This is a genomic window from Aequoribacter fuscus (assembly GCF_009910365.1).
GTDB classification, from domain to species: domain Bacteria; phylum Pseudomonadota; class Gammaproteobacteria; order Pseudomonadales; family Halieaceae; genus Aequoribacter; species Aequoribacter fuscus.
The window spans coordinates 43,186-67,784 of the sequence record NZ_CP036423.1 but is presented as its reverse complement, the minus strand read 5'-3'; the positions used below and the strand labels follow the sequence as shown (position 1 = coordinate 67,784).

General features: G+C 53.0%; 20 protein-coding genes. 7 read left to right on the top strand and 13 right to left on the bottom strand.

Annotation, left to right across the window (positions count from 1 at the left end; genetic code table 11):
- Positions 1-5 precede the first annotated feature (5 nt).
- The 3 genes from parE to EYZ66_RS00290 all read right to left on the bottom strand — a co-directional run bounded on the left by parE (position 6) and on the right by EYZ66_RS00290 (position 3,304).
- On the bottom strand, positions 6-1,895 hold the full coding sequence (gene parE / locus EYZ66_RS00300) for a DNA topoisomerase IV subunit B (RefSeq protein WP_009574562.1): 1,890 nt from the start codon (positions 1,893-1,895) through the stop codon (positions 6-8).
- Positions 1,896-1,968: 73 nt separating this feature from the next.
- On the bottom strand, positions 1,969-2,811 hold the full coding sequence (gene cpdA, locus EYZ66_RS00295) for a 3',5'-cyclic-AMP phosphodiesterase (RefSeq protein WP_009574563.1): 843 nt from the start codon (positions 2,809-2,811) through the stop codon (positions 1,969-1,971).
- On the bottom strand, positions 2,804-3,304 hold the full coding sequence (locus EYZ66_RS00290; protein WP_009574564.1) for a DUF1249 domain-containing protein: 501 nt from the start codon (positions 3,302-3,304) through the stop codon (positions 2,804-2,806). Before EYZ66_RS00290 ends, cpdA begins: the two co-directional genes overlap by 8 nt.
- Positions 3,305-3,504: 200 nt before the next feature.
- Between EYZ66_RS00290 and EYZ66_RS00285 the strand changes: the two genes are divergently transcribed.
- Positions 3,505-4,914: a TolC family outer membrane protein gene (locus tag EYZ66_RS00285; protein WP_009574565.1), complete on the top strand. Its 1,410-nt coding sequence runs from the start codon at positions 3,505-3,507 to the stop codon at positions 4,912-4,914.
- Here EYZ66_RS00285 and waaA read toward each other — a convergent pair.
- Positions 4,903-6,183: a lipid IV(A) 3-deoxy-D-manno-octulosonic acid transferase gene (gene waaA / locus EYZ66_RS00280; protein WP_009574566.1), complete on the bottom strand. Its 1,281-nt coding sequence runs from the start codon at positions 6,181-6,183 to the stop codon at positions 4,903-4,905. The two genes, EYZ66_RS00285 and waaA, sit on opposite strands and share 12 nt — an antisense overlap.
- Before the next feature lie 100 nt (positions 6,184-6,283).
- On the opposite strand from waaA, the gene EYZ66_RS00275 reads away from it, so the two are divergent.
- Positions 6,284-6,907, top strand: a complete 624-nt coding sequence (locus EYZ66_RS00275; protein WP_009574567.1) for a class I SAM-dependent methyltransferase — start codon at positions 6,284-6,286, stop codon at positions 6,905-6,907.
- Here the strand turns inward: EYZ66_RS00275 and EYZ66_RS00270 are convergent.
- Genes EYZ66_RS00270 through glnE form a run of 6 tightly spaced genes read right to left on the bottom strand, consistent with a single transcriptional unit; the run spans position 6,904 to position 14,539 of the window.
- Positions 6,904-7,977 (bottom strand): prenyltransferase/squalene oxidase repeat-containing protein, encoded by a 1,074-nt coding sequence (locus EYZ66_RS00270; protein WP_009574568.1) that lies wholly within the window; start codon positions 7,975-7,977, stop codon positions 6,904-6,906. The two genes, EYZ66_RS00275 and EYZ66_RS00270, sit on opposite strands and share 4 nt — an antisense overlap.
- Positions 7,974-8,690 (bottom strand): class I SAM-dependent methyltransferase, encoded by a 717-nt coding sequence (locus EYZ66_RS00265; RefSeq protein ID WP_009574569.1) that lies wholly within the window; start codon positions 8,688-8,690, stop codon positions 7,974-7,976. The genes EYZ66_RS00270 and EYZ66_RS00265 overlap by 4 nt, the downstream gene beginning before the upstream one ends.
- On the bottom strand, positions 8,677-9,915 hold the full coding sequence (locus EYZ66_RS00260; RefSeq protein WP_009574570.1) for a glycosyltransferase family 4 protein: 1,239 nt from the start codon (positions 9,913-9,915) through the stop codon (positions 8,677-8,679). Before EYZ66_RS00260 ends, EYZ66_RS00265 begins: the two co-directional genes overlap by 14 nt.
- A gap of 34 nt (positions 9,916-9,949) precedes the next feature.
- Positions 9,950-10,780, bottom strand: coding sequence for an alpha/beta hydrolase (locus tag EYZ66_RS00255; protein WP_009574571.1), 831 nt, complete (start codon positions 10,778-10,780; stop codon positions 9,950-9,952).
- A 15-nt stretch (positions 10,781-10,795) separates the two neighbouring features.
- Complete coding sequence (locus EYZ66_RS00250) at positions 10,796-11,722, bottom strand: branched-chain amino acid transaminase (RefSeq protein ID WP_009574572.1); 927 nt, start codon at positions 11,720-11,722, stop codon at positions 10,796-10,798.
- A 3-nt stretch (positions 11,723-11,725) separates the two neighbouring features.
- Positions 11,726-14,539, bottom strand: a complete 2,814-nt coding sequence (gene glnE, locus EYZ66_RS00245; RefSeq protein WP_009574573.1) for a bifunctional [glutamate--ammonia ligase]-adenylyl-L-tyrosine phosphorylase/[glutamate--ammonia-ligase] adenylyltransferase — start codon at positions 14,537-14,539, stop codon at positions 11,726-11,728.
- 259 nt (positions 14,540-14,798) lie between these two features.
- On the opposite strand from glnE, the gene EYZ66_RS00240 reads away from it, so the two are divergent.
- From EYZ66_RS00240 to ilvD, 4 genes are read left to right on the top strand one after another with little or no spacing between them, the layout of a single operon-like run.
- Positions 14,799-16,082, top strand: a complete 1,284-nt coding sequence (locus EYZ66_RS00240) for an inorganic phosphate transporter (protein ID WP_009574575.1) — start codon at positions 14,799-14,801, stop codon at positions 16,080-16,082.
- Entirely contained in the window at positions 16,075-17,232 is a 1,158-nt protein-coding gene (argE, locus tag EYZ66_RS00235) for an acetylornithine deacetylase (RefSeq protein ID WP_009574576.1), read from the top strand. The genes EYZ66_RS00240 and argE overlap by 8 nt, the downstream gene beginning before the upstream one ends.
- A 41-nt stretch (positions 17,233-17,273) precedes the next feature.
- Positions 17,274-18,575, top strand: a complete 1,302-nt coding sequence (gene argA / locus EYZ66_RS00230; protein WP_040815853.1) for an amino-acid N-acetyltransferase — start codon at positions 17,274-17,276, stop codon at positions 18,573-18,575.
- Between the two features lie 9 nt (positions 18,576-18,584).
- A complete protein-coding gene (ilvD, locus tag EYZ66_RS00225) occupies positions 18,585-20,429 on the top strand; it encodes a dihydroxy-acid dehydratase (RefSeq protein WP_009574578.1) in 1,845 nt (614 codons plus the stop codon).
- On the opposite strand, the gene EYZ66_RS00220 is transcribed toward ilvD, so the two are convergent.
- Genes EYZ66_RS00220 through leuA form a run of 3 tightly spaced genes read right to left on the bottom strand, consistent with a single transcriptional unit; the run spans position 20,426 to position 23,930 of the window.
- Positions 20,426-21,277 (bottom strand): DUF6279 family lipoprotein, encoded by an 852-nt coding sequence (locus tag EYZ66_RS00220; protein WP_040815834.1) that lies wholly within the window; start codon positions 21,275-21,277, stop codon positions 20,426-20,428. The two genes, ilvD and EYZ66_RS00220, sit on opposite strands and share 4 nt — an antisense overlap.
- A gap of 2 nt (positions 21,278-21,279) precedes the next feature.
- Positions 21,280-22,224 (bottom strand): threonine ammonia-lyase, encoded by a 945-nt coding sequence (locus tag EYZ66_RS00215; protein WP_009574580.1) that lies wholly within the window; start codon positions 22,222-22,224, stop codon positions 21,280-21,282.
- 32 nt (positions 22,225-22,256) lie between these two features.
- On the bottom strand, positions 22,257-23,930 hold the full coding sequence (gene leuA, locus EYZ66_RS00210) for a 2-isopropylmalate synthase (RefSeq protein WP_009574582.1): 1,674 nt from the start codon (positions 23,928-23,930) through the stop codon (positions 22,257-22,259).
- Between the two features lie 179 nt (positions 23,931-24,109).
- Between leuA and EYZ66_RS00205 the strand changes: the two genes are divergently transcribed.
- A complete protein-coding gene (locus EYZ66_RS00205) occupies positions 24,110-24,583 on the top strand; it encodes an Lrp/AsnC family transcriptional regulator (protein ID WP_009574583.1) in 474 nt (157 codons plus the stop codon).
- The last annotated feature ends 16 nt before the right edge of the window (positions 24,584-24,599 follow it).

Genomic DNA, 24,599 nt, shown 5'->3' with positions numbered 1-24,599 from the left:
ATGGTTTATATCAACACTTCCGCGATATCACCTTTCGTTTCAAGCCACTGACGACGATCGCTCGAACGTTTTTTCGCCAGTAACATATCAAAGACCTGCATGGTGTCATCACCGTGGTCTAAACGCAGCTGGACCAAGCGTCGAGTGTCGGGCGCCATGGTTGTTTCACGTAATTGTAGCGGATTCATCTCGCCCAAACCCTTGAAGCGCTGCACGTTGACTTTGGCACGTTTATTCTCGGCCTCGATACGGTCCAGTATGCCCTGCTTCTCGCTATCATCCAGCGCGTAGTAAACCTCTTTCCCGACATCGATTCGGTACAAAGGCGGCATGGCAACATAGACATGGCCCGCGGTAATCAGGGGTTTGAAATGACGCACAAACAAGGCACAAATCAATGTAGCGATGTGCAAACCGTCGGAATCCGCGTCTGCCAATATGCACACTTTGTGGTAACGCAAACCCGACAAATCGTCGCTCGCGGGATCCACACCCAGAGCCACCGAGATGTTGTGCACTTCCTGCGAGGCCAAGATCTCCTGCGAGTCGACCTCCCAGGTATTTAAAATTTTACCACGCAAGGGCAAAATCGCCTGGAACTCGCGGTCCCGCGCCTGTTTCGCCGAGCCCCCCGCGGAGTCACCCTCTACTAAAAATAGCTCGCCACGCGCGGGATCTTCACCCGAACAATCGGCCAATTTACCGGGCAAGGCCGGGCCCGAAGTCACTTTTTTACGCACCACTTTTTTGGCCGAGCGCACTCTGCGCTGAGCATTATTGATGCACAATTCCGCCAGTTGTTCGGCGTACTCAGTTTCCTGATTCAACCACAAACTAAAAGCGTCTTTCGCAACACCCGACACAAAAGCGGCGGCTTCGCGAGACGATAACCGCTCTTTGGTTTGTCCCGAAAACTGTGGGTCCTCGAGTTTCACCGACAGCACAAAAGCACATCGATCCCAAATGTCCTCAGGCGCAAGCTTAATACCCCGAGGCAACAGGCTTCTGAGCTCGCAAAAGTCTCGCAAAGCATCGAGCAAACCCGTTCTTAAACCATTAACGTGGGTACCGCCCTGAGACGTAGGAATTAAGTTGACATAACTTTCAGTGATCAACTCGCCGCCCTCTGGCAACCACTGTACAGCCCAATCCACCGCCGAGTGCTGAGCACTAAAACTGCCCGTGTAAGGGGTAGGGGGCAAGACTTCGTAGCCGTCGGTTGCTTGCTGCAAATAATCTTTTAGACCGTCTTCGTAATACCAGCTCTCGGATTCTTTCTTGGCATCGTCTAAAAAGTTCACGCGCAAACCTGGGCACAGCACCGCCTTGGCTCTGAGCACATGCTTTAGGCGCGGAATCGAGATATTAACGGAGTCAAAGTACTGTGGGTCAGGCCAAAAATGTACGGTAGTACCGGTATTGCGACGCCCGCAGGTATCGATGACCTCAAGATCGCGGGACTTCTCGCCACCCGCAAACGCCATACTGTACACTTGCGCGTCGCGCTTGATGGTAATTTCCAGACGCTGAGACAGCGCATTAACGACCGACACCCCTACGCCGTGCAACCCGCCACTGAACTGATAGTTCTTATTCGAGAATTTACCGCCGGCGTGCAAGGTCGACAGAATAACCTCCACACCGGGCTTGCCCTGCTCTGGGTGGATATCCACGGGCATGCCGCGCCCATTATCGCTGACCGAAACCGAACCGTCTTTAAAGACAACCACATCGATTTCGCTCGCAAAACCGGCTAGCGCCTCATCAACACTGTTATCAATGACTTCCTGCGCAAGGTGATTTGGGCGCGCTGTATCGGTATACATACCCGGGCGCTTACGCACCGGCTCAAGCCCCGTTAAGACCTCAATATCTTGTGCTGTGTACTGACTCATACCTACCACATAATCTAAAACAAGGGTCTAGTGTAGCCCAAAGCTTTGTCAGCGGGTATGGGTTTAAGGGGATTTATAAATAACCTGAAGAGCCCAAATCAACGGTAAAGCTGCGATCGGTGACGCGGTAGACTTGGGTGTTAATCGAGCCATCGGGCAAGAGCTGTAAATGACGGAAACCCGGAGGTAAATCATCGACTTTGAAATCGTCGCTATGCCGCGCAAACTGAATGCAGGTAGAGGGCGTAGCCAACATCCGTACGCTCTTGCGCAGATAATCGACCTCTTGATGTACATGCCCCCACAGCACCGCTTTCGCATTTGGGTATTGTTCGATCACGGCAAACATCTCATCGGCATCGACGACCGCCTGAGAATCAATCCAAGCGCTGCCTACGGGCTCGGGCTGATGATGCAGACACACGAGAGTGTTCAGCCCCGCATCGGCGCCTGCTTGCAGAGCTTCTTCGAGCAAAGCCAACTGTCTGGGGCCTAAGCGGCCACCCACCTGCCCCGGAATTTGGGAGTTCAGCATCACAATTTGCCATGCGCCCACCCGAATATCGTTGCGAATTAGATCTTTGTTGTCGTCTGTTGCTTGACGCAACGTTTCGGCATGATCGTGATTACCCAATAGCCAAAACTGGTGTTGACAGACCGAGCGCGTGTAATCACGCAGACGGAAATAGGCGTTCAAGGCGCCTTGGTCTGACAAATCACCCGTGGCTAACAGGAGATCAGGCGCTGGTAACACTTTGCCCGCTGAATCTAATACGGCCAGGAGTGAATCATCGGTATCCATCGACAGTAGAGGCGTATTGGGCTCTACCCCCAAATGCGTATCGGTTATTTGCAGCACGTCCACTGCTTGCGCGGGGTCGTGCTCGATGACGATGGTGTCGAGTAAACTAGTCATCGTGATCACCCAACGTGGATTGCTGCGAACACGTAATATCAAACTGGGATACGCTGTAACCTCTGGCCAAAATGTGCTCTAACCACTCAGCCACAAATTGGTTCTGCTGTACTTTCTCGTCTTTTTGCAGCATCGCTTTGTTGGGGTATTGGTAACGACCTTGAATGTGTCGACTACCCTGAAACGAGCGCACTTCTAACATTCTGGCGTCGTGATAAGCGCGCACTTCGAGCTCGAAGCTTTTGGCCCACTCGGGCGCAGCGCCGATCAGCTGCTTTATCTTGAAAGTCGTGGTGTAGCGACAGCGCTCGGTAACCGCCAACACAACGCGGGCGTGGTCTAGGGCAATGACGCGCTCGTTGCATTGTTCGTAAGCGGGGAATAGGCGCAAAAACCGAGCGTAGTTCGATTCGCAAGTCGCGTGCAAAGACGACAAGCTCAACTTGTAACGCGAGGCCGCTGATACCGCTCTTTGGCGAGTCGATTGCTTCATTGATTATGTCATAAGCCCATAGATAGTGAATGATGGTATTACAAAAACGGAAGTACCGCACCTTTGAAAAGTGATCTAGCTCACCTATTTTGCGCTGATATGAATCAAAAGTGGGGCAGTCTGCGTATATGACTTACACAACGTGCATGCTTTGTGCGCGTAGCGCTGTTAAACTAAACCTTTTGAACAAGGGCCCAATAATGAAGCTCCGGTTACTTACTTCAACCTTCGCGGCACTGGTATTTTCCGCCACGGTAGGCCATGCGCAATCACTTCAAGATATCTACGAATTGGCCTTAGAAAACGACGCGCAGCTCAAAGCCTACGCGGCACAATTCAGAGCCGACCGTGAACAAGAAACCCTCGCCAAGTCGGCGCTGTTACCTCAAGTTGGCGCCAGCTATGACTATAACGAGACCGAGACCAGCACGGTTGCCAATAGCTTGGTAGGCCTAGACGCCAATGGCAACGGTATCATTGAAGAAATCGAGAGTTTCTCGGATACGACGTCGAAAGGCTACACCGTATCGCTTAGCCAGGCTCTATTCGATTTGCCCGCATGGTTTACCTTCCAAGCCAGCAAATCCCTCACCGAACAAGCCGAGGCGACGTTTGCCGCGCAACAGCAAGACTTAATTGTGCGCGTGTCGCAAGCCTACTTTGGCGTACTGCGCGCCCAAGACAACTTGGCGGCTTCCAAAGCGCAAGAACGCGCACTTGAGCGACAACTTGAGCAGACGCAGCAACGTTTTGAAGTCGGCCTGATCGCCCTTACCGATGTACATGAGGCACAAGCCGCTTTTGACCTTGCCCGCGTTGGCCGCTTAACCGATGAAAACCGTCTCGATGTCGCACTGGAAAACTTATCGGTGCTGACCAACATGAAACACGAGCGTTTGTTCACACTCAGCGCGAACTTTCCTATCGCGCCGCCAGAGCCGGCCGATCGCGCGGCGTGGGTAGATTTTGCCCTTGAAAACAACCTGCAACTCAAAGCCTCGCGCTTAGGCGAAACCGCAGCGCAACAAAATTCCAAGGCCAAACGCCTAGAGCACGCGCCTACGCTGAGCGGATCATTCTCGACCTCAGATTTCGAAACCGAAGGGGTCAGCCGGCAAGATTCTGTATTTAACGTGCCCCCTAGAAGTGATCGAGAGCAAGACGTCGTGCGGTTGCGCTTAGAGTTACCTCTATTCGCCGGTGGAGCGATCAGCGCTAATCGCCGCCGAGCGGCAGAGCAGTTTAACGCTGCGCGTGAATCCCGCATTGGTTTACAGCGTAACACCATCGCACAGACTCGCGCGCTACACATGACCGTTTTGAGTGACGCGGCGCGAGTCAAAGCGCGTGCTCAAGCCATTGTATCGTCTAAAAGTGCCCTGGAAGCCACACAGGCGGGTTACAACGTCGGCACGCGTAACGTGGTTGATGTTCTCAACGCGCAAAACGCCCTGTATGCGGCGGAGCGCGATTACGCGAATACACGTTACGATTATGTACTGAACCAACTTCGCCTAAAACAGCAAGCCGGCTTGTTAAGTCCCAAAGATGTCGCGGATTTGAGCAAGTACCTCGAAGCACCCAAAGCGGTTACCCAATCAGGCCAATAGGGGCCTTATTGCTTGTACGAGGCGCTCCAATGCGCCTCGCTCCCCTGCCACCGCCGTTTGGCCGCGCAGACCCATCCTATGACGGTTAGTTTGATTGGCAAGCAAACCCGAAACGACAAGCGCCAACTCCTCCGCGTCTTTTGCAATTAACATGGCCTGAGCTTTTATGAGCAAGCGGCTAGCATAAGCAAAATTGAATGTATGTGGCCCAGACACCACCGGGACACCCCATTGCGCCACCTCTAGCATATTGTGGCCTCCGGTCGGCACTAAAGACCCGCCCATAAAAACGACATCGGCAGCACCTAGCATCGGCACCAACTCGCCCATAGTGTCTGCCACAACAATCTGCGTACCGGCCTCAATGGCGGGGTTTGAAGAACGACGCATCGTCTTCGGATTCGCTGCAAGCGCCATTTGGAATACCCGATCAAAGCGATCTGGATGTCTCGGCACGATACATAGCAAGACTTTGGGGTGTTGTTTAACGAGCAATTCATAAGCGCGCAAAACTTGCTGCTCTTCGCCTTCGTGCGTGCTGGCCGCCAACCACACATCACGCGTACCTCCGCCCCACTGTGCGCGAATTTGTGCAGCCTCTGCGTGTAGTTCTGGCGTGAGATGTTGATCAAACTTTATGTTTCCCGAGATGGCCAAGCGCGAAGGTTCAACGCCCAAGGCCATAAAACGCCGAGCGTCGGCTTTAGTCTGCGCCACAATCAAATCGAGTGATCGCAATGTCGGTTTCAGCAGGGCTCCGAATCGTCCGTAGCCACGAGCCGACCTTGCCGATAGACGAGCATTTAATAAGGCGACCGGGACAGCCCTCGCAGCGGCCTGCGCGACTAGGTTTGGCCATATCTCGGTTTCAATTAACAGCACCGCGCGGGGATTAAAGCGTCTAAACATCTGCGCCATTGCCCATGGTAAGTCCCACGGCAAGTAGCAGTGCTGGACTTGATCACCCCAAAGTTGCTGCAAGCGCTCAGAACCCGTGGGCGTTGTGGTAGTCACCAACAAACCATGATCGGGGTAATCGCGCTGTAAACATTGAATTAATTTCGACGCGACGACGACCTCACCCACTGAGACGGCATGAATCCATATCACTCGATCTGCGTCGCACGCTTGAGGCAAACCTAATGCCAGTCGCTCTAGCCAGCGCTGCCGATAGGTCGGCAACAACCGGCCACGCCGATACAGCCTTAACATAAGAAAAGGCAGGCTCAACAATAAGATTAAGGTGTAAACAAGGCGCATAAACGTCATGACTTATACTATGACGCGAGGATAACGGCGCGACCGACTAAAGCCAAGGTAGAATTGCGCATTGGCGTGCTATAGTTTCAGTTTTGGACCAATCCTGACTATGTTAAATGCGTCGCGCCAACATTTGGTGAACCAAGTTCCCGGCTTTCTCAGTCAAGCAGAGGGCGAGGCTCTGTACCGCGCAGCAGACTCGGTTGCACACCTTGGCTGCATCCTAGAAATTGGCAGCTATTGCGGCAAGTCCACCGTATTTTTGGGCGCGGCGGCCGAGCAAAGCGGCAATCTGGTCTTTGCTTTAGATCACCACCAAGGCTCCGTCGAGCACCAACCCGGCGAGTTTTTTTACGACCCTAACTTAACCGATAAAGACGGGCGGACCGACACCCTGCACACCTTCCGACAAACCTTAACAGCAGCCGGCCTAAACCACTCTGTTGTAGCCTTGGTTGGAGACGCAACCGCGATTGGCCTGCGCTGGCAGCAAAGGCTGGGGATGGTTTTTATCGATGGCGGGCACAGTATGCACGACGCCGTCAGTGACTATCGCCTTTGGTCTGGTCACGTTGCGCTGGGAGGATTGCTCGCCGTACACGATCACTATCCGAAGGCAAGCGCGGGCGGCCAAGCGCCCAAAGCCATTATCGATGCGGCCTTACAGTCAGGCCTATGGGACTTAATCGAGTCCTGCGATAGCTTGAAAGTCCTGCAACGCTTAGGTGCTTAAGCCCTCACAAGATCCTTGGCATGTATAGAATTATCAGGGTCTAATAAATTTACGTGAGTAAATAACCGCGCTGCTGGCGTGTGATGAGTTAAGGCGTCAGCAGCCAACATCACCGCAGCCGCAGTCCATGTAGGACGCTCGTTCGGCCACAGTAGTTGCTCTTTAAACTGATAGCCGGTCCAGTAAGAGCCATCGTCGTGGCGCCATTGCGCTATCCAAGAATAGACTTCACGCGCCAAAGCTTCCTCATCAGAAGCTTGCAGGGCCAAGACTAATTCACAGGTCTCCGCAATCGTTGCCCAGGGTTCATCGCTAACACAACGACATCCCATACCTGGCTCGACAAATTCGTTCCAACGCGCCTGCAGCCGCTCGCGCGCCGCCTTACCTGAAAACACGCCCGTTAACACAGGATAGAACCAATCCATCGAGTAGCGCGCTTTGCTTTCCCAGGTGCGATCAAAACGCTCTGGGTGTTGGCGCAAACAACGCCCCAGCCGCTCACGCGCATCAAAATACACGGTGTCGTGACCCAAGGTCACCGCAATATTGTGAGCACATTCCAAGCTTTTGTAGATCGAAGCACACCCGGTAACCAACGAGTCAACTGGGATGTCGTTATCGTCGTCTACTGCCCAAGTAATATCTCCGTGCACGGTTTGCAGCGAGAGCACAAAGGCCATTGCCTGCTGCACCGTGGGCCAGTACAGCTCGAGAAACGCGCGATCCTGAGTAATCAAAAAATGATGCCAAACACCTGTTGCCATATAGGCGCAAAAATTCGTTTCTCGCCGCGTTGATTCGGCGCGCGCGCCTTGCTCATACCGTGCCCACCAACTGCCGTCGGGCAATTGCTCGTCGGCCAACCATGCATAAGCACGCTCGGCTTCTTGATACTTGCCCGCAATCGACAGCGCCATCGCTGCCTCGACGTGGTCCCACGGGTCAGTATGACCTCCTTCAAACCAGGGAATTTCGCCGCTACTTCGCTGAACCGACAGAATGTAGGACACTGTGTCTTGAAACAGCTCATGAGGATACAAACCTGGACTCAGATAGACTCCAGTCACGATGTTGCATCCTGTTTACGATAATACAAGACCACACTTTTCCCCATCCAACCATTGGTGAGCGATTCTATGAATCGGGTAAGCCACGGTCGCTTCATTAAATCCCACACCAAAAGCTTGTGATACCAGCGTACGGGCCAAGCCTGAGGGTTATTCCAAAAAATACAGCGTAACCACCAGTAAGGAACGTGCAAAGCATGAGCGCCGTGCTGGTAATAGAAAACAACCGGCAAAGCTTGAATTTGACGTTTAAGATCAGCAAGTCTAAATATGCGTAAATGCCCGCCTAGCTGCAAATGGTAATCGGCCGATAAGTACCAGCAGATCTGCTCGGGCCAGCGTCTGGGTACCGAAATCACTAGCCGGCCGCCCGGCCGCAACACACGATTGATCTCTTTTAGTACCTTGTCGACGACAGGCACGTGCTCGAGCACTTCACTGCAAATCACGGCATCAAAGGTGTTATCGGCAAAGGGCAAACAATACCCGCTGGCTTGCGTCAACGCGGGACGGCGCGGCTCACCAACGCTTTCAGCCCAATCGTGTGTTTTATTTCGGCCAGTCACCAAATCGTCGTGTGACAGATCCACACCAATAGCCTGCACATCCGCCGCTAACAAGGCACCGATGAGATGGCGTCCCTCACCGCACCCCAAGTCCAGGACTCGGTCACCGTCTTTAAGCGGGAAATATCGAAAATCAACGGTCTGCATTAGCGAGTACTGCCTTGTATTCGTGTTCGGTTCGGCGCGCGCAGGCCGCCCATGAAAATTCCTTAACGATTCTGTCTCGCCCCCTCTGCTCTAGGGCTATCCGACGCTCGGGGTCTCGCAGCACGTCTGCCACAGCAGCCGCCAAAGCCTGACTATCACCCGAGGGGACAACCACACCATCGTTGCCCACCACTTCGGGCAAAGCACCTCCATTCGTGACCACCACTGCGGTACCCGATGCCATTGCCTCGGCGGCGGGTAAACCAAATCCTTCATACAATGACGGCGATACAAACACACTGGCCTCGTTGTAAAACGCCACAAGATCCTCTTGGCTCACTCTAGAATGATTGTCGATTGCCGCCGCTAAGTCCAATCGATTAATCAACTTTTGTGCCTCACCCTCGGGTTTTAGCTTTCCGATCAAACGCAAACGCAAGTTGGGAAACTGTTCGCGCAGCACAGCAAACGCTTGTATGGCGTAGACCACACCCTTCAAGGCCGTATCTGAAGACGCCGTGATCATGATTCGGTTGAGGTCTTTAACACGACCCGGTAGGGGTTTAAATAAATCAGTATCCGTGCCGATGCCAGTAACCACCATGCGCCCAGAATCAATACCAAACTCCCGCTCGACATCGGCACGCGCCGACTCAGACACGGCAAAAATACGTTTTAACGCCCGCGCCACCGGAATTTGCATCCGTAAAAATGAATGCCAGCGGCGCAAGAACAAGCGACGCCACCACACGGGCTCCGCCTGTAGCGCCAAACGTAAATCGCTGCTAATCGGGTGATGAATGGTAGCTACCACGGGATAGCCCATACGCTCGACATCCAGCAATCCACGACACAAACTCTGATTATCGTGGATTAAATCGTAATGCGGTTTGTGCGTCGCAAAGTAGCGACGTAGTCGGCGGCCGAACGTATAAGGCTCAGCGAAGCCACCCGTGAGTTTGCTTAACCACTCGACCACGTTGCTGTAAGAATGCAGGTGGTGCCAACGCAAGGAGCGCAAACCATGTTCGTAGAGGTCCATACTGGGCAATTTAACAAGACCCACACGCTCATCCAAATTGGGGTACGGCGGACCCGAGATGACATCGACCTGCAGGCCTTGCTCAACCAGCGCCTTTGACAGCGCACTGATATAAACACCTTGTCCACCACTGAAAGGGTGGCTGCGGTAACTGGTTAGGGCAATTTTTAGCGGCTTTGTCACCGTTGCGTGTTCTCCAGTACCGCCAATACGAGTATTAAGCCGCTGCGGCTTGCTCGATAAACGTTTGCACGTCCTGCATGACTTGAGCACGCTCGGGCTCGTTGAAAATTTCGTGGTACAGCCCCGCATACCCTTGATATTCAGCCATCGCGGAGCCCACTTTGCCGACAAACGCTTGCGATAACTTTGGCGAAGTCATGACATCTGACTCGCCATGAAAAATCTTTATTGGCAACGTAATTTTCGCGGCGTTTTCATTGACCAAGGTAAGCGTTGCGAACAATTCTGTGACCAAGCGGGCGCTAATTTTACCGTTGTGTACCAGGGGGTCAGCTTGATACGCAGCCACCACATCAGCTGAACGGGAGATTTGCCCCGCATCAAGCTGCATAACGCCAAGCTTAGGTAGCAGAGTGGAAATGACCTGCGTGATCTTTTGCTGCCAAATGGGTGGTGCAGGGTCTATACCCAGAGCCGGCCCAGACAATACTGCCGATTGAAACAAGTTTTGATGTTCCAGCAGAAATGCAGCCGCAATCAGACCACCCAAACTATGACCCAACAAGACCTTGGGTACATTCGGGTAAAGCTGTTCGGCTTCCGTGCACAACCGGGCCAAGGGCTCTAAGAAGTCAGTGAATTTATCGATATGACAACGCACGCCTGGCGATAAGCCGTGTCCTTTATGGTCCAGCGCCACGACCGCTGTTGCACGAGCATTAAAAAACTCAGCCAGCTCTTCGTAGCGACCGCTGTGTTCACCCAAGCCATGCACCAGAACCACCACTCGCTGAGCTTCTGCGACAGGCCAGTGTCGCCAGAAAATACCATCTTCAAAACTCTGCTCTAGTGCGCCCGCATGCATAGCCACCTCCGCTTATTAGACGACTTCCGTTAACCACTGTGGATTCTGGCTGCGCTTACCGCGCACCGAATCGAAATACATACCTTGTAATTGCTCAGTAATCGGACCACGGCTGCCTTCACCGATTGCTCGGCCGTCGAGCTCACGAATCGGCACCACTTCCGCCGCAGTACCTGTAAAGAAGGCCTCATCACAGATGTAGACTTCGTCGCGCGTGATGCGCTTCTCGCGCACAGTAATACCAAGCTCATTCGCCAGCTCGATCACTGTGGCGCGGGTAATACCGTCCAGACAAGAGGTTAACTCCGGGGTGTATAAAACGCCATTTTTCACCATAAAGAAGTTTTCGCCGCTACCCTCTGCCACGTAGCCCTCATTGTCCAGCAATAAAGCTTCCTCTGCGCCGCTTTCAATAGCCTCGCGCAAGGCTAACATCGAGTTGATGTACTGCCCGTTTGCTTTGGCTTTACACATGGCAATGTTGACGTGGTGACGCGTATACGATGACGTTCTGACTTTGATACCGCGGTTGCGAGCTTCGGGATCCATGTAAGAGGGCCAATCCCAAGCGGCGACCATGACGTGCGTCGCCAACTTGTCAGCGCGTAAGCCCATGCCCTCTGACCCCAAAAAGCACATAGGGCGCAGGTAAGCTTCGGGCAAGCCGTTTTCACGAACCACCAGGCGCTGCGCCTCGTTGATCGCGTCTTGATCGAATGGCATATCCATCATCAAAATTTTTGCCGAATTGAATAGGCGCTTGGTGTGTTCTTTGAGTTTAAAGATGCAGGTTCCACGCTCTTGCGTGTGGTAGGCACGTACACCTTCGAATACACCCAAACCGTAATGTAAAGTATGAGTCAGCACGTGTACTTTGGCGTCTTTCCACGGTCTTAGCTCACCGTCCAACCAGATAACACCCTCGCGCTCCGAGAAATCCATTGTTTACTCCCAACGTTTGCTGTTAAACCAATCGCCCCATATTAGGCCGACTGCCTGTCTATGCTTATCCCACTGCGCACCCGACACTTTGGCTGGCTCTTCTTGCAGAGCACACTCATGGGTGGCGGAGCGATACGCCAAGTACGCTTGGCTCAATGTGTTTGCTGTTTCCGCGCTTATCAGACCCGAGCTCGCCAGTGCTTCAAGTTGGCGAATGTTATCGGTGTATTTCGCCAGTGATGGGTGTTTTGCCGACAGCGCTAAGAGCGCGTATTGCACCATAAATTCGATGTCAACGATACCTCCAAATCCATGTTTCAGATTAAAGGTGTCACCTTTTATGTCAGTATCTAAATTTTCGCGCATTTTTTGGCGCATAGACTGCACTTCGTCCGCAAGCGCAAGGTTGTCCCGCGCTTGCCCCATCACTGTCAACCGTATTGCTTGAAAGGCGCGTGCAAGACTCACGTCGCCTGCGACAGCGCGAGCCCGGCTTAGCGCTTGATGCTCCCAAGTCCAAGCCTCCTCTAACTGATAACGTTCGAAGGCCGCAACAGACGATACTAATAAACCCGAATTACCCGAAGGACGCAGACGCATATCCACCTCGTACAGCACCCCCAAGCTCATACGCGTTTCGAGCATATGAATAACGCGCTGACCCAAGCGAGTATAGAACCTCGCGCAATCGATGGGCTTGTCGCCATCGGTCATGCCCTGAGCGGGCGCATCGTACAAAAACACCAAATCCAAATCGGACGAGTAGTTAAGCTCCAAACCGCCAAGCTTGCCATACGCGACAACACAAAAGCCTGTGCCTTCGGTCAGATGGCAGGGCTTGCCGTGTTTGTTGGTCAAATCTGTCCACGCCACCTTGACGGTCCATTCCAGAATGACTTCGGCGATGAAGGTCAGCTTATCGCTCACTTTCATCAAAGGTAAAAAGCCACCGATTTCGCTAGCGGCCACGCGCAAGACCTGGGCAGCCTTGAAGTAGCGCAGCGCGTCCATTTGCGCCTCTAAATCATCCATGGGTATGGCGCGCATCTGCAGGGCTAAATCGCGCTCCAATACGTGCTTATCGGGTGCTTGATACAAGTGCTCTAGATCAAGCAACTCATCGAGCAGCGCGGGACGCAGTGACAACTGCTTTGCAATCCATGGGCTTGCAGCGCACAAGCGCACCAACTCGTTGAGCGCACCGGGGTTTTCGATCAGTAGCAGCAAATAAGCGCTGCGACGCAGTACCGCCTCGACCATTGGGACAAGGCGCACCACTGTATCTGATGCGTTGGCCTGCCGCGCGCACGCTTCCAACAGTTTTGGCATAGCAAGGTCAAGGCGCCGACGAGGCTCGACCTGCAGGGTGCGCACAATGGCTGATTGCGTTAGACGCTCTAGGGCCGCGCTGACAGCAGCCGGATCCTCGAAACCCAAGGCAGCAATTTGTTCAAGATCTAAATCATCCCAAAACCAAGTCCGCTGGCTGCTCTCATCTTCTTCACTGGCTGATGCAATCAGGTCGACAAAATGCCGACTCACCCTAGATCGATGCGCATTCAGTGCAACAAGGTAATCCTCAAAGGTCTGAAAACCCATGACGCGACTCAGACTTGCTTGAGCGTCGGGGTCTTCGGGCAAACGCTGTGTTTGCCGATCTTGATAACCCTGTATCGCATGCTCAGAGTCACGCAAAAACCAATAGGCCTCGCGAAGCTCACTGACCGCGTCAGCGGGTAGGCAACCCAGTTGCTCGCTTGCGCTGAGGGCATCCATTAGACCTCTGCAGCGCAAAGGAGCGTCGCGACCGCCGCGAATCAGCTGAAAACACTGGCCAATGAACTCGACCTCGCGAATACCACCGGGGCCCAGTTTTACGTCGTTTTGCAAACCCTTGCGAATCACCTGTTCGGAAATCATGCGCTTCATCTCGCGCAGGGATTCAATCACGCTAAAATCGACGTAGCGGCGAAACACAAAAGGACGAAGCATAGATTCTAGGTAGACAACATCTGCTGCATCACCCGTTAGAGCGCGCGCCTTGATCATCGCATAGCGCTCCCAATCTCGCCCCTGATCTTGATAGTACGCCTCGAACGCCGAGAAATTCATGACCAAAGGCCCACTGTCTCCATAAGGCCTAAGGCGCATATCGACTCGAAAAACAAAGCCGTCGACGGTGACCTTATCGAGCAGAGTGATGACGCGCTGCCCGACTTTAATAAAGTACTCTTGGTTAGAGACACTTTTGCGACCGCCCTCAGTCTGGCCGCTTTCCGGATAAACAAAGATGAGATCAATATCTGATGACAGATTGAGCTCGCCAGCGCCGAGCTTACCCATGGCCAAAGTCACTAAGTTCTGCACATTGCCTGAGTCGGCACCGATCGGTTGACCAAACCGTTCGCGCAACTCTTGCCCGGCGCAAGCGACCGCAGTCTGAATACAGAATTCGGCTAACAACGAAACTTGTTGCACCGTCTCTTGAGCCCGACACTGGCGTGAAAAGTCACGCCAAATCAGTCGCATCATAACGCGGTTGCGCAACTTGCGGAGCTGCGCATCGATGTCAAATCCCTGGTGTTTGAGATCCTCTAAAAGCCCCTCCAAGTCTTGCCAAACGAGTGGTTTTGACCAACGAGTTCGCGCAAAATCCGTCTCGACCCACGCCCAATGCTGACTCACCGTGGTCGACAAATACGGACTGCAGGCTAAGGCTTGGCGCCACGCTTCGAGCTCAAAATCTCGCAGGGCATTGCCGCGGGCGGCGCAACTTTGATCCACGAGTGTCAGCAAGTTTTGCAGCGTATTGTCCATCGAAACGTCCGGTGAAGAGCTATAGCTCTATGCTATGCCCTGACTCTGAAATGAGCCACAGATTTTAAACTAATCTTATTTGAGTGTGACACAGCGCAAGGCATTGCCTATACTGCCGCTAATTTTTGGGAAAGCGGAAAGAAGCTCGCTGTAAACTTGTCATACTGTAACAATAATGTCATATAACAGCAGGTAAAATTCAACCACCAGTCATAGCTCACTTGCCGAGCACCTAAATCAAACAAAAAGAGGAAACTCCGTGGAAATTATTCAAAATTACGGCTCAATGCTGCTGATTATTGCGTGCGTCTTCGGTTTCTTTATGGCCTGGGGTATCGGTGCGAACGATGTGGCTAATGCGATGGGCACCTCCGTGGGCTCTAAAGCCATTACCCTGACGCAAGCAATACTGATCGCGATGATTTTCGAGTTTGCGGGTGCTTACTTAGCGGGTGGTGCCGTCACGGATACCATCCGTAAGGGTATCATTGACCCCGCCGCCTTCGAGGGGCAAAGCCATCTACTGGTTTATGGGATGATGTCAGCATTACTTGCGGCCGGAACGTGGCTGCTGATTGCCAGCATTAAAGGATGGCCGGTATCCACAACGCACTCTATTGTGGGTGCTATCGTTGGATTTGCTGCGGTCGGCATTTCAATGGACTCGGTTGCGTGGCCAAAGATCGGCACAATTGTCGCAAGCTGGGTCGTCTCACCGCTCGTCGCAGGCACAATTTCGTACTTGCTGTTCACCAGCGTTCGAGCATTGATACTCGACCGTGACGACGCATTTCACCGCGCCAAAAAATACGTGCCCTTTTACATGTTTCTTGTGGGCTTCATGATCGCCATGGTGACCCTGACCAAAGGCCTGAAACACGTGGGCATCAAAGTGGATATGGGGTTCTCTAGTAGCTTCGCTAACGCGCTGCCGGTCGCCGCATTGATTGGAATTATTGTGGCTCTGATCGGAGCACAAATGTTGAACCGCATTCACCGCAAAAATAGCCAAGCCGAAGCAACATCGGCAGATATCGAACGCATCTTTGCTGTTCTGATGGTTTTCACAGCCTGTTCGATGGCCTTCGCTCATGGCTCAAACGATGTCGCCAACGCAGTGGGCCCACTGGCTGCAATCGCCGGTATCATTCAATCAGGCGGCGAAATCGCCACCAAGTCGGCGATGCCTTGGTGGATTTTGCTAACCGGTGCAGTCGGTATTGTGATCGGCCTTGCGACCTATGGCTGGCGCGTCATTCAGACAATCGGTAAAAAAATTACCGAACTCACTCCCAGTCGTGGTTTTGCCGCCGAATTGGGCGCAGCGACGACTGTGGTGTTTGCATCAGCGACAGGCCTTCCTATCTCGACGACTCACACGTTGGTGGGTGCGGTACTAGGCGTTGGTTTGGCGCGCGGCATTGGTGCCATTGATTTGCGTGTGGTGGGCTCGATCTTCGCTTCTTGGATCGTTACTCTACCCGCCGGTGCAGGACTATCCATAATCTTCTTTTTCTTCTTCAAAGGGCTGTTTGGTGGCTAAAGCGTGTGCTGATCACCGTCTTATTACCCATCAACTCAAAGAGCTGATCGCAACTTCTTCGGTCAGCTCTACCGATCCTTCTTGGGATCAAGGCAACCTGCCAGTGATCGAACGCCTCGCCGACTTTGCGCAAGCGGCCGGGTTTTCTACTGAAATTCAGATAGTCGACGCCGATGCCAGCAAAGCGAACTTAATTGCAACCAAAGGCTCGGGCATTGGCGGTTTAGTGCTTGCTGGGCACAGCGACACCGTGCCTTTCGATGAGGGCCGCTGGCAAACCAACCCGCTGCAAGTTCATGAGCAAGACCAACGCTTTTATGGCTTGGGCACCAGCGATATGAAAGGCTTTTTCCCGCTGGCCTTCGCAGCAGCAGCACAGTTCGACAGCTCGAGCTTGAACGCACCTCTCACACTGATTGCTACGGCCGATGAAGAGAGCACTATGAACGGCGCCAAAGCTCTGCTGAAGTCGCAAATACACCAAGCTGACGGCGTAATTATCGGAGAACCCACAAACCTAAAGCCGATTCGTATGCACAAAGGCATGCTCATGAGTCGTATCGTTGTACGCGGGCATTCTGGACATTCCTCCAACCCCGCACTTGGCAACAATGCGATCGACGGCATGCATCGTTTAATCACCGGCCTGATGGCCTTGCGCTTGGAACTGCAGGCCGAGCAAAACTTGGCCTTTGAAGTTCCGTACACCACGCTCAACCTGGGGCATATTCACGGCGGAGACTCACCCAACCGTATTTGCGCGCACAGCGAGCTTCAGTTCGACTTGCGGATAATTCCCGGCCTAAAAACCGATTTAATTACGGCGAAGATTCAATCGCTATGCCAGCAAGAAAGCGAATTCTCGGGCTTGAACGTCCTTTGGGAGCCGCTGATGGACCCCGTACCGCCTTTTGAAGAAGGCGCGGACTCTGCCTTGGTCCGCCTGGCAGAATCACTTACAGATGCAAAAGCCGCCAGCGCCTTATTTGCGACCGAAGCAGGGTTTTTTAAAGCGCTTGGCGCACAAGCCATTGTGATGGGCCCGGGCTCGATTGACTTAGCTCATCAACCCAACGAATACCTAGCGTTCGACCAGATTAACCCCTGCATTACCTTGCTGAGCAACGCCATTAAGCACTATTGCCTGTAAGCATGCTGTACGAACGCTACGGTTCGTACGATAATGCACACATGCCAACACAATCGCACATTCAGTGGTTTAGAAACACCACACCCTACATCAACGCGCACAGAGGAAAAACCTTTGTGGTGGCGCTATCGGGCGAGTGTTTAGCAAGCGATCACCTCACTACTATTTTGCAAGATCTGGTGCTGCTCAACAGCTTAGGTGTACGAGTTGTCATTGCCTTTGGGGCCAGACCCCAGGTGAATCAAACCCTTCAAAAGGAAGGCCGATCGAGTCTGTTCGAGCAAGACTTGCGCATTACCGATTCCCCAGATTTAGAACTGATTAAACACACCGTAGGGAGTTTGCGCCATGAACTCGAAGCCAAGCTGTCTATGGGCTTGCCAAACTCTCCCATGCAAGGGGCCAAAGTTCGGGTCTGCTCAGGCAACTTTGTGATGGCACAACCCGTAGGCGTGCTGAACGGCACCGATTATTTACACACCGGCAAGGTCCGACGTATCGATGTGGCCGGCATTACGCGCCAGCTCAATGATAGCAACCTGGTGTTACTGCCTCCTCTGGGTTACTCGCCTACCGGAGAATCTTTTAATTTGTCGCTTGAAGACGTGGCCGTTCGCGTGGCGACTGACTGCCGTGCCGATAAGTTGATTTGGCTGATGTCACCCGATGCCATTCACGATAGTGACAGTCAGTTCGTTCGTCAGCTTGCGGTATCAGAACTTGACGACTGCGATGTCAGCAAGGAGTATCGAGTACTTCTGGATGCGTCAAAGCGAGCCTGCGCGGGCGGTGTAGAACGCTGTCACATCATTGGCTTTGAACAAGAGGGCGCGTTGCTGGCCGAACTTTTCACTCATGACGGTGCGGGCACTTTGGTCAGCCGAAATTTATTCGAGCAATGCCGACAAGCCAATATCGATGACGTTGGGGGCATCTTAGAGCTGTTGCAGCCGCTCGAGGCAGAGGGCGTATTGGTTAAGCGGTCGCGTGAGTTGCTCGAAACCGAAATCGCGCAATTCACGGTGCTTGAACGCGATGGTCGTGTCATTGCCTGTGCCGCACTTTACGTCTACCCTGATGCCAATACCGCTGAAGTCGCCTGCATTGTGTGTCACCCTGATTATCGCGGCAGTGATCGCGGCCAGCGACTGTTAGACGCCCTAGAAAAAGAAGCTCAAAGACAAAGGCTCGATAGCGTGTTCGTGTTGACAACACAGACAGCGCATTGGTTTATCGAGCAGGGCTTTCGCGAGCAAGACCGCTTTAGCCTACCGCAACCCAAGCAAGCACTTTATAACCTGCAAAGAAACTCCAAAGTTTTTGTAAAACCACTCGCTGTATGAGGATTGACTATGCCTGTCTACCGATCTAGCACCAGTACCCAAGGCCGCAATATGGCCGGCGCCCGCGCACTTTGGCGCGCCACGGGTATGAAAGACGAAGATTTCCAGAAGCCCATTATCGCGGTGGTCAACTCCTTTACCCAGTTTGTACCCGGACACGTACACCTTAAAGATCTTGGGCAATTAGTCGCTCGCGAGATCGAAGCCGCAGGCGGTGTGGCTAAAGAATTTAATACGATCGCAGTAGACGATGGTATTGCCATGGGTCACGATGGCATGCTGTACAGCTTGCCCTCTCGCGACGTGATCACCGACTCGGTCGAATACATGGTTAATGCCCACTGCGCAGACGCCATGGTGTGTATTTCCAACTGCGATAAAATCACGCCTGGAATGCTAAACGCTGCCATGCGTTTAAATATTCCTGTAGTTTTCGTGTCGGGTGGCCCTATGGAAGCGGGCAAAACCAAACTGTCAGAGAACAAGCTCGACCTAGTCGATGCCATGGTGATCGCCGCTGACAGCTCGGCAAGCGACGAAAAAGTCGCCGAGTACGAGCGCTCGGCGTGCCCCACTTGCGGCTCTTGCTCGGGTATGTTTACCGCCAACTCTATGAACTGTCTGACTGAGGCCTTAGGCCTCAGCCTGCCGGGTAACGGCTCTTTATTGGCAACCCATGCAGACAGAGAACAATTGTTTCTGCGCGCAGGCCGGTTAATTGTCGATATTACAAAGCGCCACTACGAGGGCAATGAGCCTGGCTTATTACCACGTGATATCGCCAATTTTGCCGCATTTGAAAACGCCATGAGCCTAGATATCGCCATGGGTGGGTCGACTAATACCATCCTGCATTTATTGGCGGCGGCACAAGAAGCCGAGCTCGATTTCAATATGGGTCACATCGACGAACTGTCCCGACGAGTACCCCAGCTCTGTAAGGTCGCGCCCAATACGCCGCTGTATCACATGGAAGACGTGCATCGCGCCGGCGGCGTTTACGGCATCCTCGGCGAATTGCAGCGCGCAGGCTTATTGCATGATCAATGCGCCACCGTGCACAGCCCAAGCCTAGCCCGGGCGCTAGCAGAGTGGGATATCATGCAGACAGACTCCGAAGCAGTAAAAACCTTCTTCAAGGCAGGCCCCGCCGGTATTCCCACGCAAACTGCATTTAGCCAAGACACTCGCTGGACAAGCCTGGATGCCGACCGTGATAACGGCTGTATCCGTCGCATCGAAAGTGCCTTCTCATTAGAAGGCGGTCTTGCCGTACTGACAGGTAATATTGCTGAAGACGGCTGTGTCGTTAAGACTTCCGGCGTAGATGAAAGCATCTTGGTATTCTCCGGTCCAGCCTTTGTGTGCGAGTCACAGGATGCCGCCGTAGACGCCATCTTGAACGACGAAGTCAAAGCTGGCGATGTTGTCGTCATTCGCTACGAGGGACCTCGCGGCGGTCCGGGCATGCAAGAAATGCTCTATCCAACCAGCTACTTAAAGTCGAAAGGCTTGGGTAAGGTATGCGCACTGCTTACCGATGGGCGGTTTTCAGGCGGAACTTCAGGACTATCGATTGGCCACGTATCGCCTGAAGCTGCCTCGGGTGGAGCCATTGCTCTTATCGAGCCGGGCGACATCGTCGACATTAATATCCCGGAACGCACCATCAACCTGCGTGTCGACGAAGCGACGCTCGCCGAACGGCGCGCAGCGATGGACGCCAAAGCCAACGGTTGGCAGCCAGCGCAAGAGCGCCCGCGTATGGTCAGCACTGCATTGAAGGTTTACGCCTCGATGGTGACCAGCGCAGACAAAGGCGCCGTACGAGACCTAAGCAAGATCAGCGGTTAGGCCTCGGGCTCATCGACAATCAAAGTCGCCAGATCATCACGTAAGTTAGTCAGCTTGCTGATTAGCTTACGGTTTTGCTTGTCAGTGCGGGCGTTTAGCACATCGACCATAGCCTGCATAATCACCTCGGTGTTGTGGACATACTCTTCGGCTGGTGCTCGCTCTGAACGGGTGAGAAACGCCAACAGGGCTGCCTCAGCGTCTGAACCTGGGTTTGTGACAAGCGCATAAAATCCATCAAACCACTCTTTGCGTCGCGCCAACCAGACCGAGTCATAACGAATAATATTTTGAGCGGCCGCGTTAATGTCAGCCTTTTGGGTATTTGTCAGCTTGCCTAAATAGTCCGACAGGTTATCTTCTAAGTTATCGATCGCATCCTGACGGTAGCGTTCGTCGCTACGGTCGACATACTTGCTCTCAAGTTCAGCTTGCTTTTTATCGAGAGCCTGACGGAGTTCCTGATGCTGAGTGGCCGAGAGACTCGGTATCAAGCCCGCCAGCGAACGCACCGCTTGAAGCTGTAGAGCCTCACTATACGTATCGGCTTCTGCTTGCCAGGTGGCCATGTCTTCCACCCTGAGCGGGGTCGATGAGTCCATCCGCACAATCACGCGATCGAGTAAATCGACGTACTTCGGCAGCTCCTCGGTTTGATGCCACTCTAAGAGATTATCCAAAGCATCATCAAACTCAACTTGCTGCTGTCGATCGAGGGTGAGGTAATCGTCAATAGCCCAATTAATGAGGGTCGGAATACGATGATAAAAAAAGGAGGTACGACTGCAGGCGCTCGTTGCCAGCACGGTAATAATGAGTACAACGAGTAAGCGAACCATTCTGTGCATAGCTATAACCAAACAGGATGTTCTAGGTCGACATTACCCCCCGAGATGACAATGCCAACTTGCTGCTTGGCAAATCGGCTAGGATCCGCCATGACGGCGGCCAAACCAACAATTCCCGAGGGCTCCACCAACGCTTTCGCGCGCACCATAAACACCTTCATGGCCGCAGTAATTTGCGCATCCGTGACCGTGACGATGTCGTCGGTATGGTCGCGAATCAAGGCAAAATTCAGCGTTCCTAAGGTTGTACGCAAGCCATCGGCGATTGTATCAGGCTGATGTTGCCGTACATGCTGTCCCGTAAGAAACGAACGTTTCGCGTCATCTGCACCCAACGGCTCAACCCCTATCACCTTGATATCGGGTCGCAAGGCTTTTACCGCCAGACTGACACCCGCCAACATGCCACCTCCGCCGACCGGCACTAAAATCGCATCTAAGTTGGGGTTTTGCTCGAGCATCTCAAGCGCTAAGGTGCCTTGGCCTGCGATGATATCGGGGTGATCATAAGGCGGAACGAATACCGCGCCCGTGCGCTCGACACATGCCTTAAGGGCGGCCTCTCGTGCTTCAAGTGTGGGTTCGCAGTCGATCACTGTGGCACCATACGCCAGCGTCGCCTGCCGTTTTGGCACAGGCGCATTCGAAGGCATAACCACAAAAGCTTGCGCCCCGAACCGGCGCGCAGCCAAAGCCAGCGCGGCGCCATGGTTACCTGATGAGTGCGTGGCGACACCTCGCGCAAGCTGTTCAGGGGTCAACTGCGTCAGAGCATGATGAGCGCCTCTGGCTTTAAAGGCGCCACATTTTTGCTTATTTTCAGATTTAAACCAAAGCTCAGCACCGCTAAGGTCATTCAAACTTTGATGGCGCTCGAGCGGGGTTCGGTGCACATAACGCTTGATCCGCTCCAGAGCTGTTTGCACATCTTGCAAGCTGACGCTCATACCCCGACCTCGGCGATGTCTGTAATGCGAATCTACGCGGCGGCTTTGGTAGCAACGGCGCTGCGACTGAGTGCGCGCAAAATGCCGTCAAGCGACGCCTGTATAATGTCCTCGCTTTGCCCGACACCACAGACGCGCTCGCCATCAACATTGAGCTGTATATAACATACCGCTTCGGCCTCTGCGCTTTGGCTCAACGCATGTTCACTGTATTCAACCACGACGATTTTAGAACCGGTCAGGGTCTCTAGGGCATTCACAAAGGCCGCAACCACGCCGTTGCCGGTACCCTCCACGTGCACTGCACCCGTGCTGGTGGTTAAGTCAGCCGACAAGCTGTCTGCCCCATCAGTTCGGTTTACCTTGTAATCACCCAAGTGATATTGACGCTCTTGCGGGAAGTAGGTGCTGACAAACAGCTCTTTAATCGTTGTTGGATTGACTTCTTTTTCAGATTCTTCAGCAAATTTTTGAACCACAGGGCTAAAGTCGATCTGGAGCCAGCGCGGCAACTGGTAGCCGTACTCTTGCTCTAGCACATAGGCGATGCCGCCTTTACCGGACTGGCTGTTAATGCGAATAACCTCTTGGTAAGAGCGGCCAATATCGGCCGGATCAATGGGCAGATAGGCCACTTCCCAGATCGAGTCTTCGTCACGGCGCGACAAACACTTTTTGATCGCATCTTGGTGACTGCCAGAAAACGCTGTAAAGACTAATTCGCCGGCATAAGGGTGGCGCGGATGCACCGGTAAATGCGTGGCGCTTTTGTAGACTTCAATGATCTCATCCATATGCTCAAAGTCGAGCATTGGATCAACACCTTGGCTGTACATATTCATGGCCATGGTCAAGATGTCCATATTACCGGTACGCTCACCGTTGCCAAACAAGGTACCCTCTACCCGATCGGCGCCCGCAAGCACGGCAAGCTCAGACGCAGCAACGGCGCAACCGCGGTCATTATGAGTGTGGACCGAGACCAAAATACTGTCGCGGTTTTGCACGTGCTGGCAGAACCATTCTATTTGGTCAGCGTAAACGTTCGGCGTGCTCATCTCTACCGTAGCGGGCAAGTTCACAATAACTGGCGATTGTGGCGTAGGCTGCCAAACGGCGTTAACCGCATCCACAACTTCTACCGCGAAATCAAGCTCAGTACCCGTGAAGCTCTCGGGCGAGTATTCAAACACCCACTCTGTATCTGGGTACTGAGCTGCTGCGTCGGCGACCATTTTGGCGCCTTCCTGGGCGATTTTAATGATGCCCTGGCGATCTAAACCAAACACATAGTCGCGCTGAACGGTAGAGGTCGAGTTGTACAAGTGCACCACTGCGCGACGCACACCCTCTAGAGCCTCAAAGGTTTTTGCAATTAGCTCCGGGCGCGCTTGGGTCAATACTTGGATAGTGACATCTTCGGGGATACGGCCTTCATCAATTAGCTTGCGACAAAAATCGTAATCCAAGGAAGAGGCCGAGGGAAAACCGATCTCGATTTCTTTAAAGCCCACCTTAATCAACAAATCCCACAAGTCGAGCTTTTGCTGAGGTGTCATAGGCTCGATCAAGGCTTGGTTGCCATCACGAAGATCGACACTGCACCACAAAGGCGCTTTGGTGATGGTTTTGTCGGGCCATGTGCGATTAACCATCTGTACCGGTTTAAACGCAGGGTATTTTCTAAAATTGAATCGTTCTGACATCGTTAATCCTTGCTGGACCTTTATAGGTCACTGTTACCTCTATTGCCTACAGTCTAGGCGATTTGCGCTAGTGATTTCCTTCAAATTACGCACTAATTTACGTTTTAGAGTTATTAAATCTCTACAAAACCGTTTTTAATTAGCTACAATCGCTGCTTAGACATTTAAAGGTAGAGAACATGAAACTTGACCGAATCGACAAGCAACTTTTAGAACTATTACAAGGCAATGCGCAATGGTCGAACCTTGAGCTTGCAGACAAAGTGGGCTTGTCGCCCACTCCGTGCGCGAGACGGGTAAAGCAATTGGAAGAAGCGGGCTTAATCAAAAATTATGTGGCTTTACTGGACCGCGACAAGCTGGGCTTAAAACTGACCGCTTACATCGGCATTACGATGGACCGGCACACCCCCGAACGGTTCGAGCAATTTGAGGCCGAGGTCATGACCTACCCTGAAGTCATTGAATGCAGTGTCGTGACCGGACAAAGCGCGGATTACCTAATCAAAGCAGTCGTACCCGACATGCAGTTTTACGAACAATTCCTGCTCGGGCGACTCACTCGCATTCCCGGCGTATCCGGTGTGCACTCGAGCTTTCAGTTGCGCCAAGTCATTCAGCGCACTCAGCTGCCGCTGAATAACCTCTCGTGACCCTTAAACGTCACAA

Excerpts from the sequence above, each read along its gene's own strand:
- waaA (WP_009574566.1), bottom strand. The coding sequence starts at position 6,183 with ATGACGTTTATGCGCCTTGTTTACACCTTAATCTTATTGTTGAGCCTG.
- parE (WP_009574562.1), bottom strand. The coding sequence starts at position 1,895 with ATGAGTCAGTACACAGCACAAGATATTGAGGTCTTAACGGGGCTTGAG.
- EYZ66_RS00255 (WP_009574571.1), bottom strand. The coding sequence starts at position 10,780 with ATGCATGCGGGCGCACTAGAGCAGAGTTTTGAAGATGGTATTTTCTGG.
- ilvD (WP_009574578.1), top strand. The coding sequence starts at position 18,585 with ATGCCTGTCTACCGATCTAGCACCAGTACCCAAGGCCGCAATATGGCC.
- cpdA (WP_009574563.1), bottom strand. The coding sequence starts at position 2,811 with ATGACTAGTTTACTCGACACCATCGTCATCGAGCACGACCCCGCGCAA.
- EYZ66_RS00215 (WP_009574580.1), bottom strand. The coding sequence starts at position 22,224 with ATGAGCGTCAGCTTGCAAGATGTGCAAACAGCTCTGGAGCGGATCAAG.
- argA (WP_040815853.1), top strand. The coding sequence starts at position 17,274 with ATGCCAACACAATCGCACATTCAGTGGTTTAGAAACACCACACCCTAC.
- EYZ66_RS00290 (WP_009574564.1), bottom strand. The coding sequence starts at position 3,304 with ATGAAGCAATCGACTCGCCAAAGAGCGGTATCAGCGGCCTCGCGTTAC.
- EYZ66_RS00250 (WP_009574572.1), bottom strand. The coding sequence starts at position 11,722 with ATGGATTTCTCGGAGCGCGAGGGTGTTATCTGGTTGGACGGTGAGCTA.
- EYZ66_RS00265 (WP_009574569.1), bottom strand. The coding sequence starts at position 8,690 with ATGCAGACCGTTGATTTTCGATATTTCCCGCTTAAAGACGGTGACCGA.
- EYZ66_RS00285 (WP_009574565.1), top strand. The coding sequence starts at position 3,505 with ATGAAGCTCCGGTTACTTACTTCAACCTTCGCGGCACTGGTATTTTCC.
- leuA (WP_009574582.1), bottom strand. The coding sequence starts at position 23,930 with ATGTCAGAACGATTCAATTTTAGAAAATACCCTGCGTTTAAACCGGTA.
- EYZ66_RS00275 (WP_009574567.1), top strand. The coding sequence starts at position 6,284 with ATGTTAAATGCGTCGCGCCAACATTTGGTGAACCAAGTTCCCGGCTTT.
- EYZ66_RS00220 (WP_040815834.1), bottom strand. The coding sequence starts at position 21,277 with ATGCACAGAATGGTTCGCTTACTCGTTGTACTCATTATTACCGTGCTG.
- glnE (WP_009574573.1), bottom strand. The coding sequence starts at position 14,539 with ATGGACAATACGCTGCAAAACTTGCTGACACTCGTGGATCAAAGTTGC.
- EYZ66_RS00205 (WP_009574583.1), top strand. The coding sequence starts at position 24,110 with ATGAAACTTGACCGAATCGACAAGCAACTTTTAGAACTATTACAAGGC.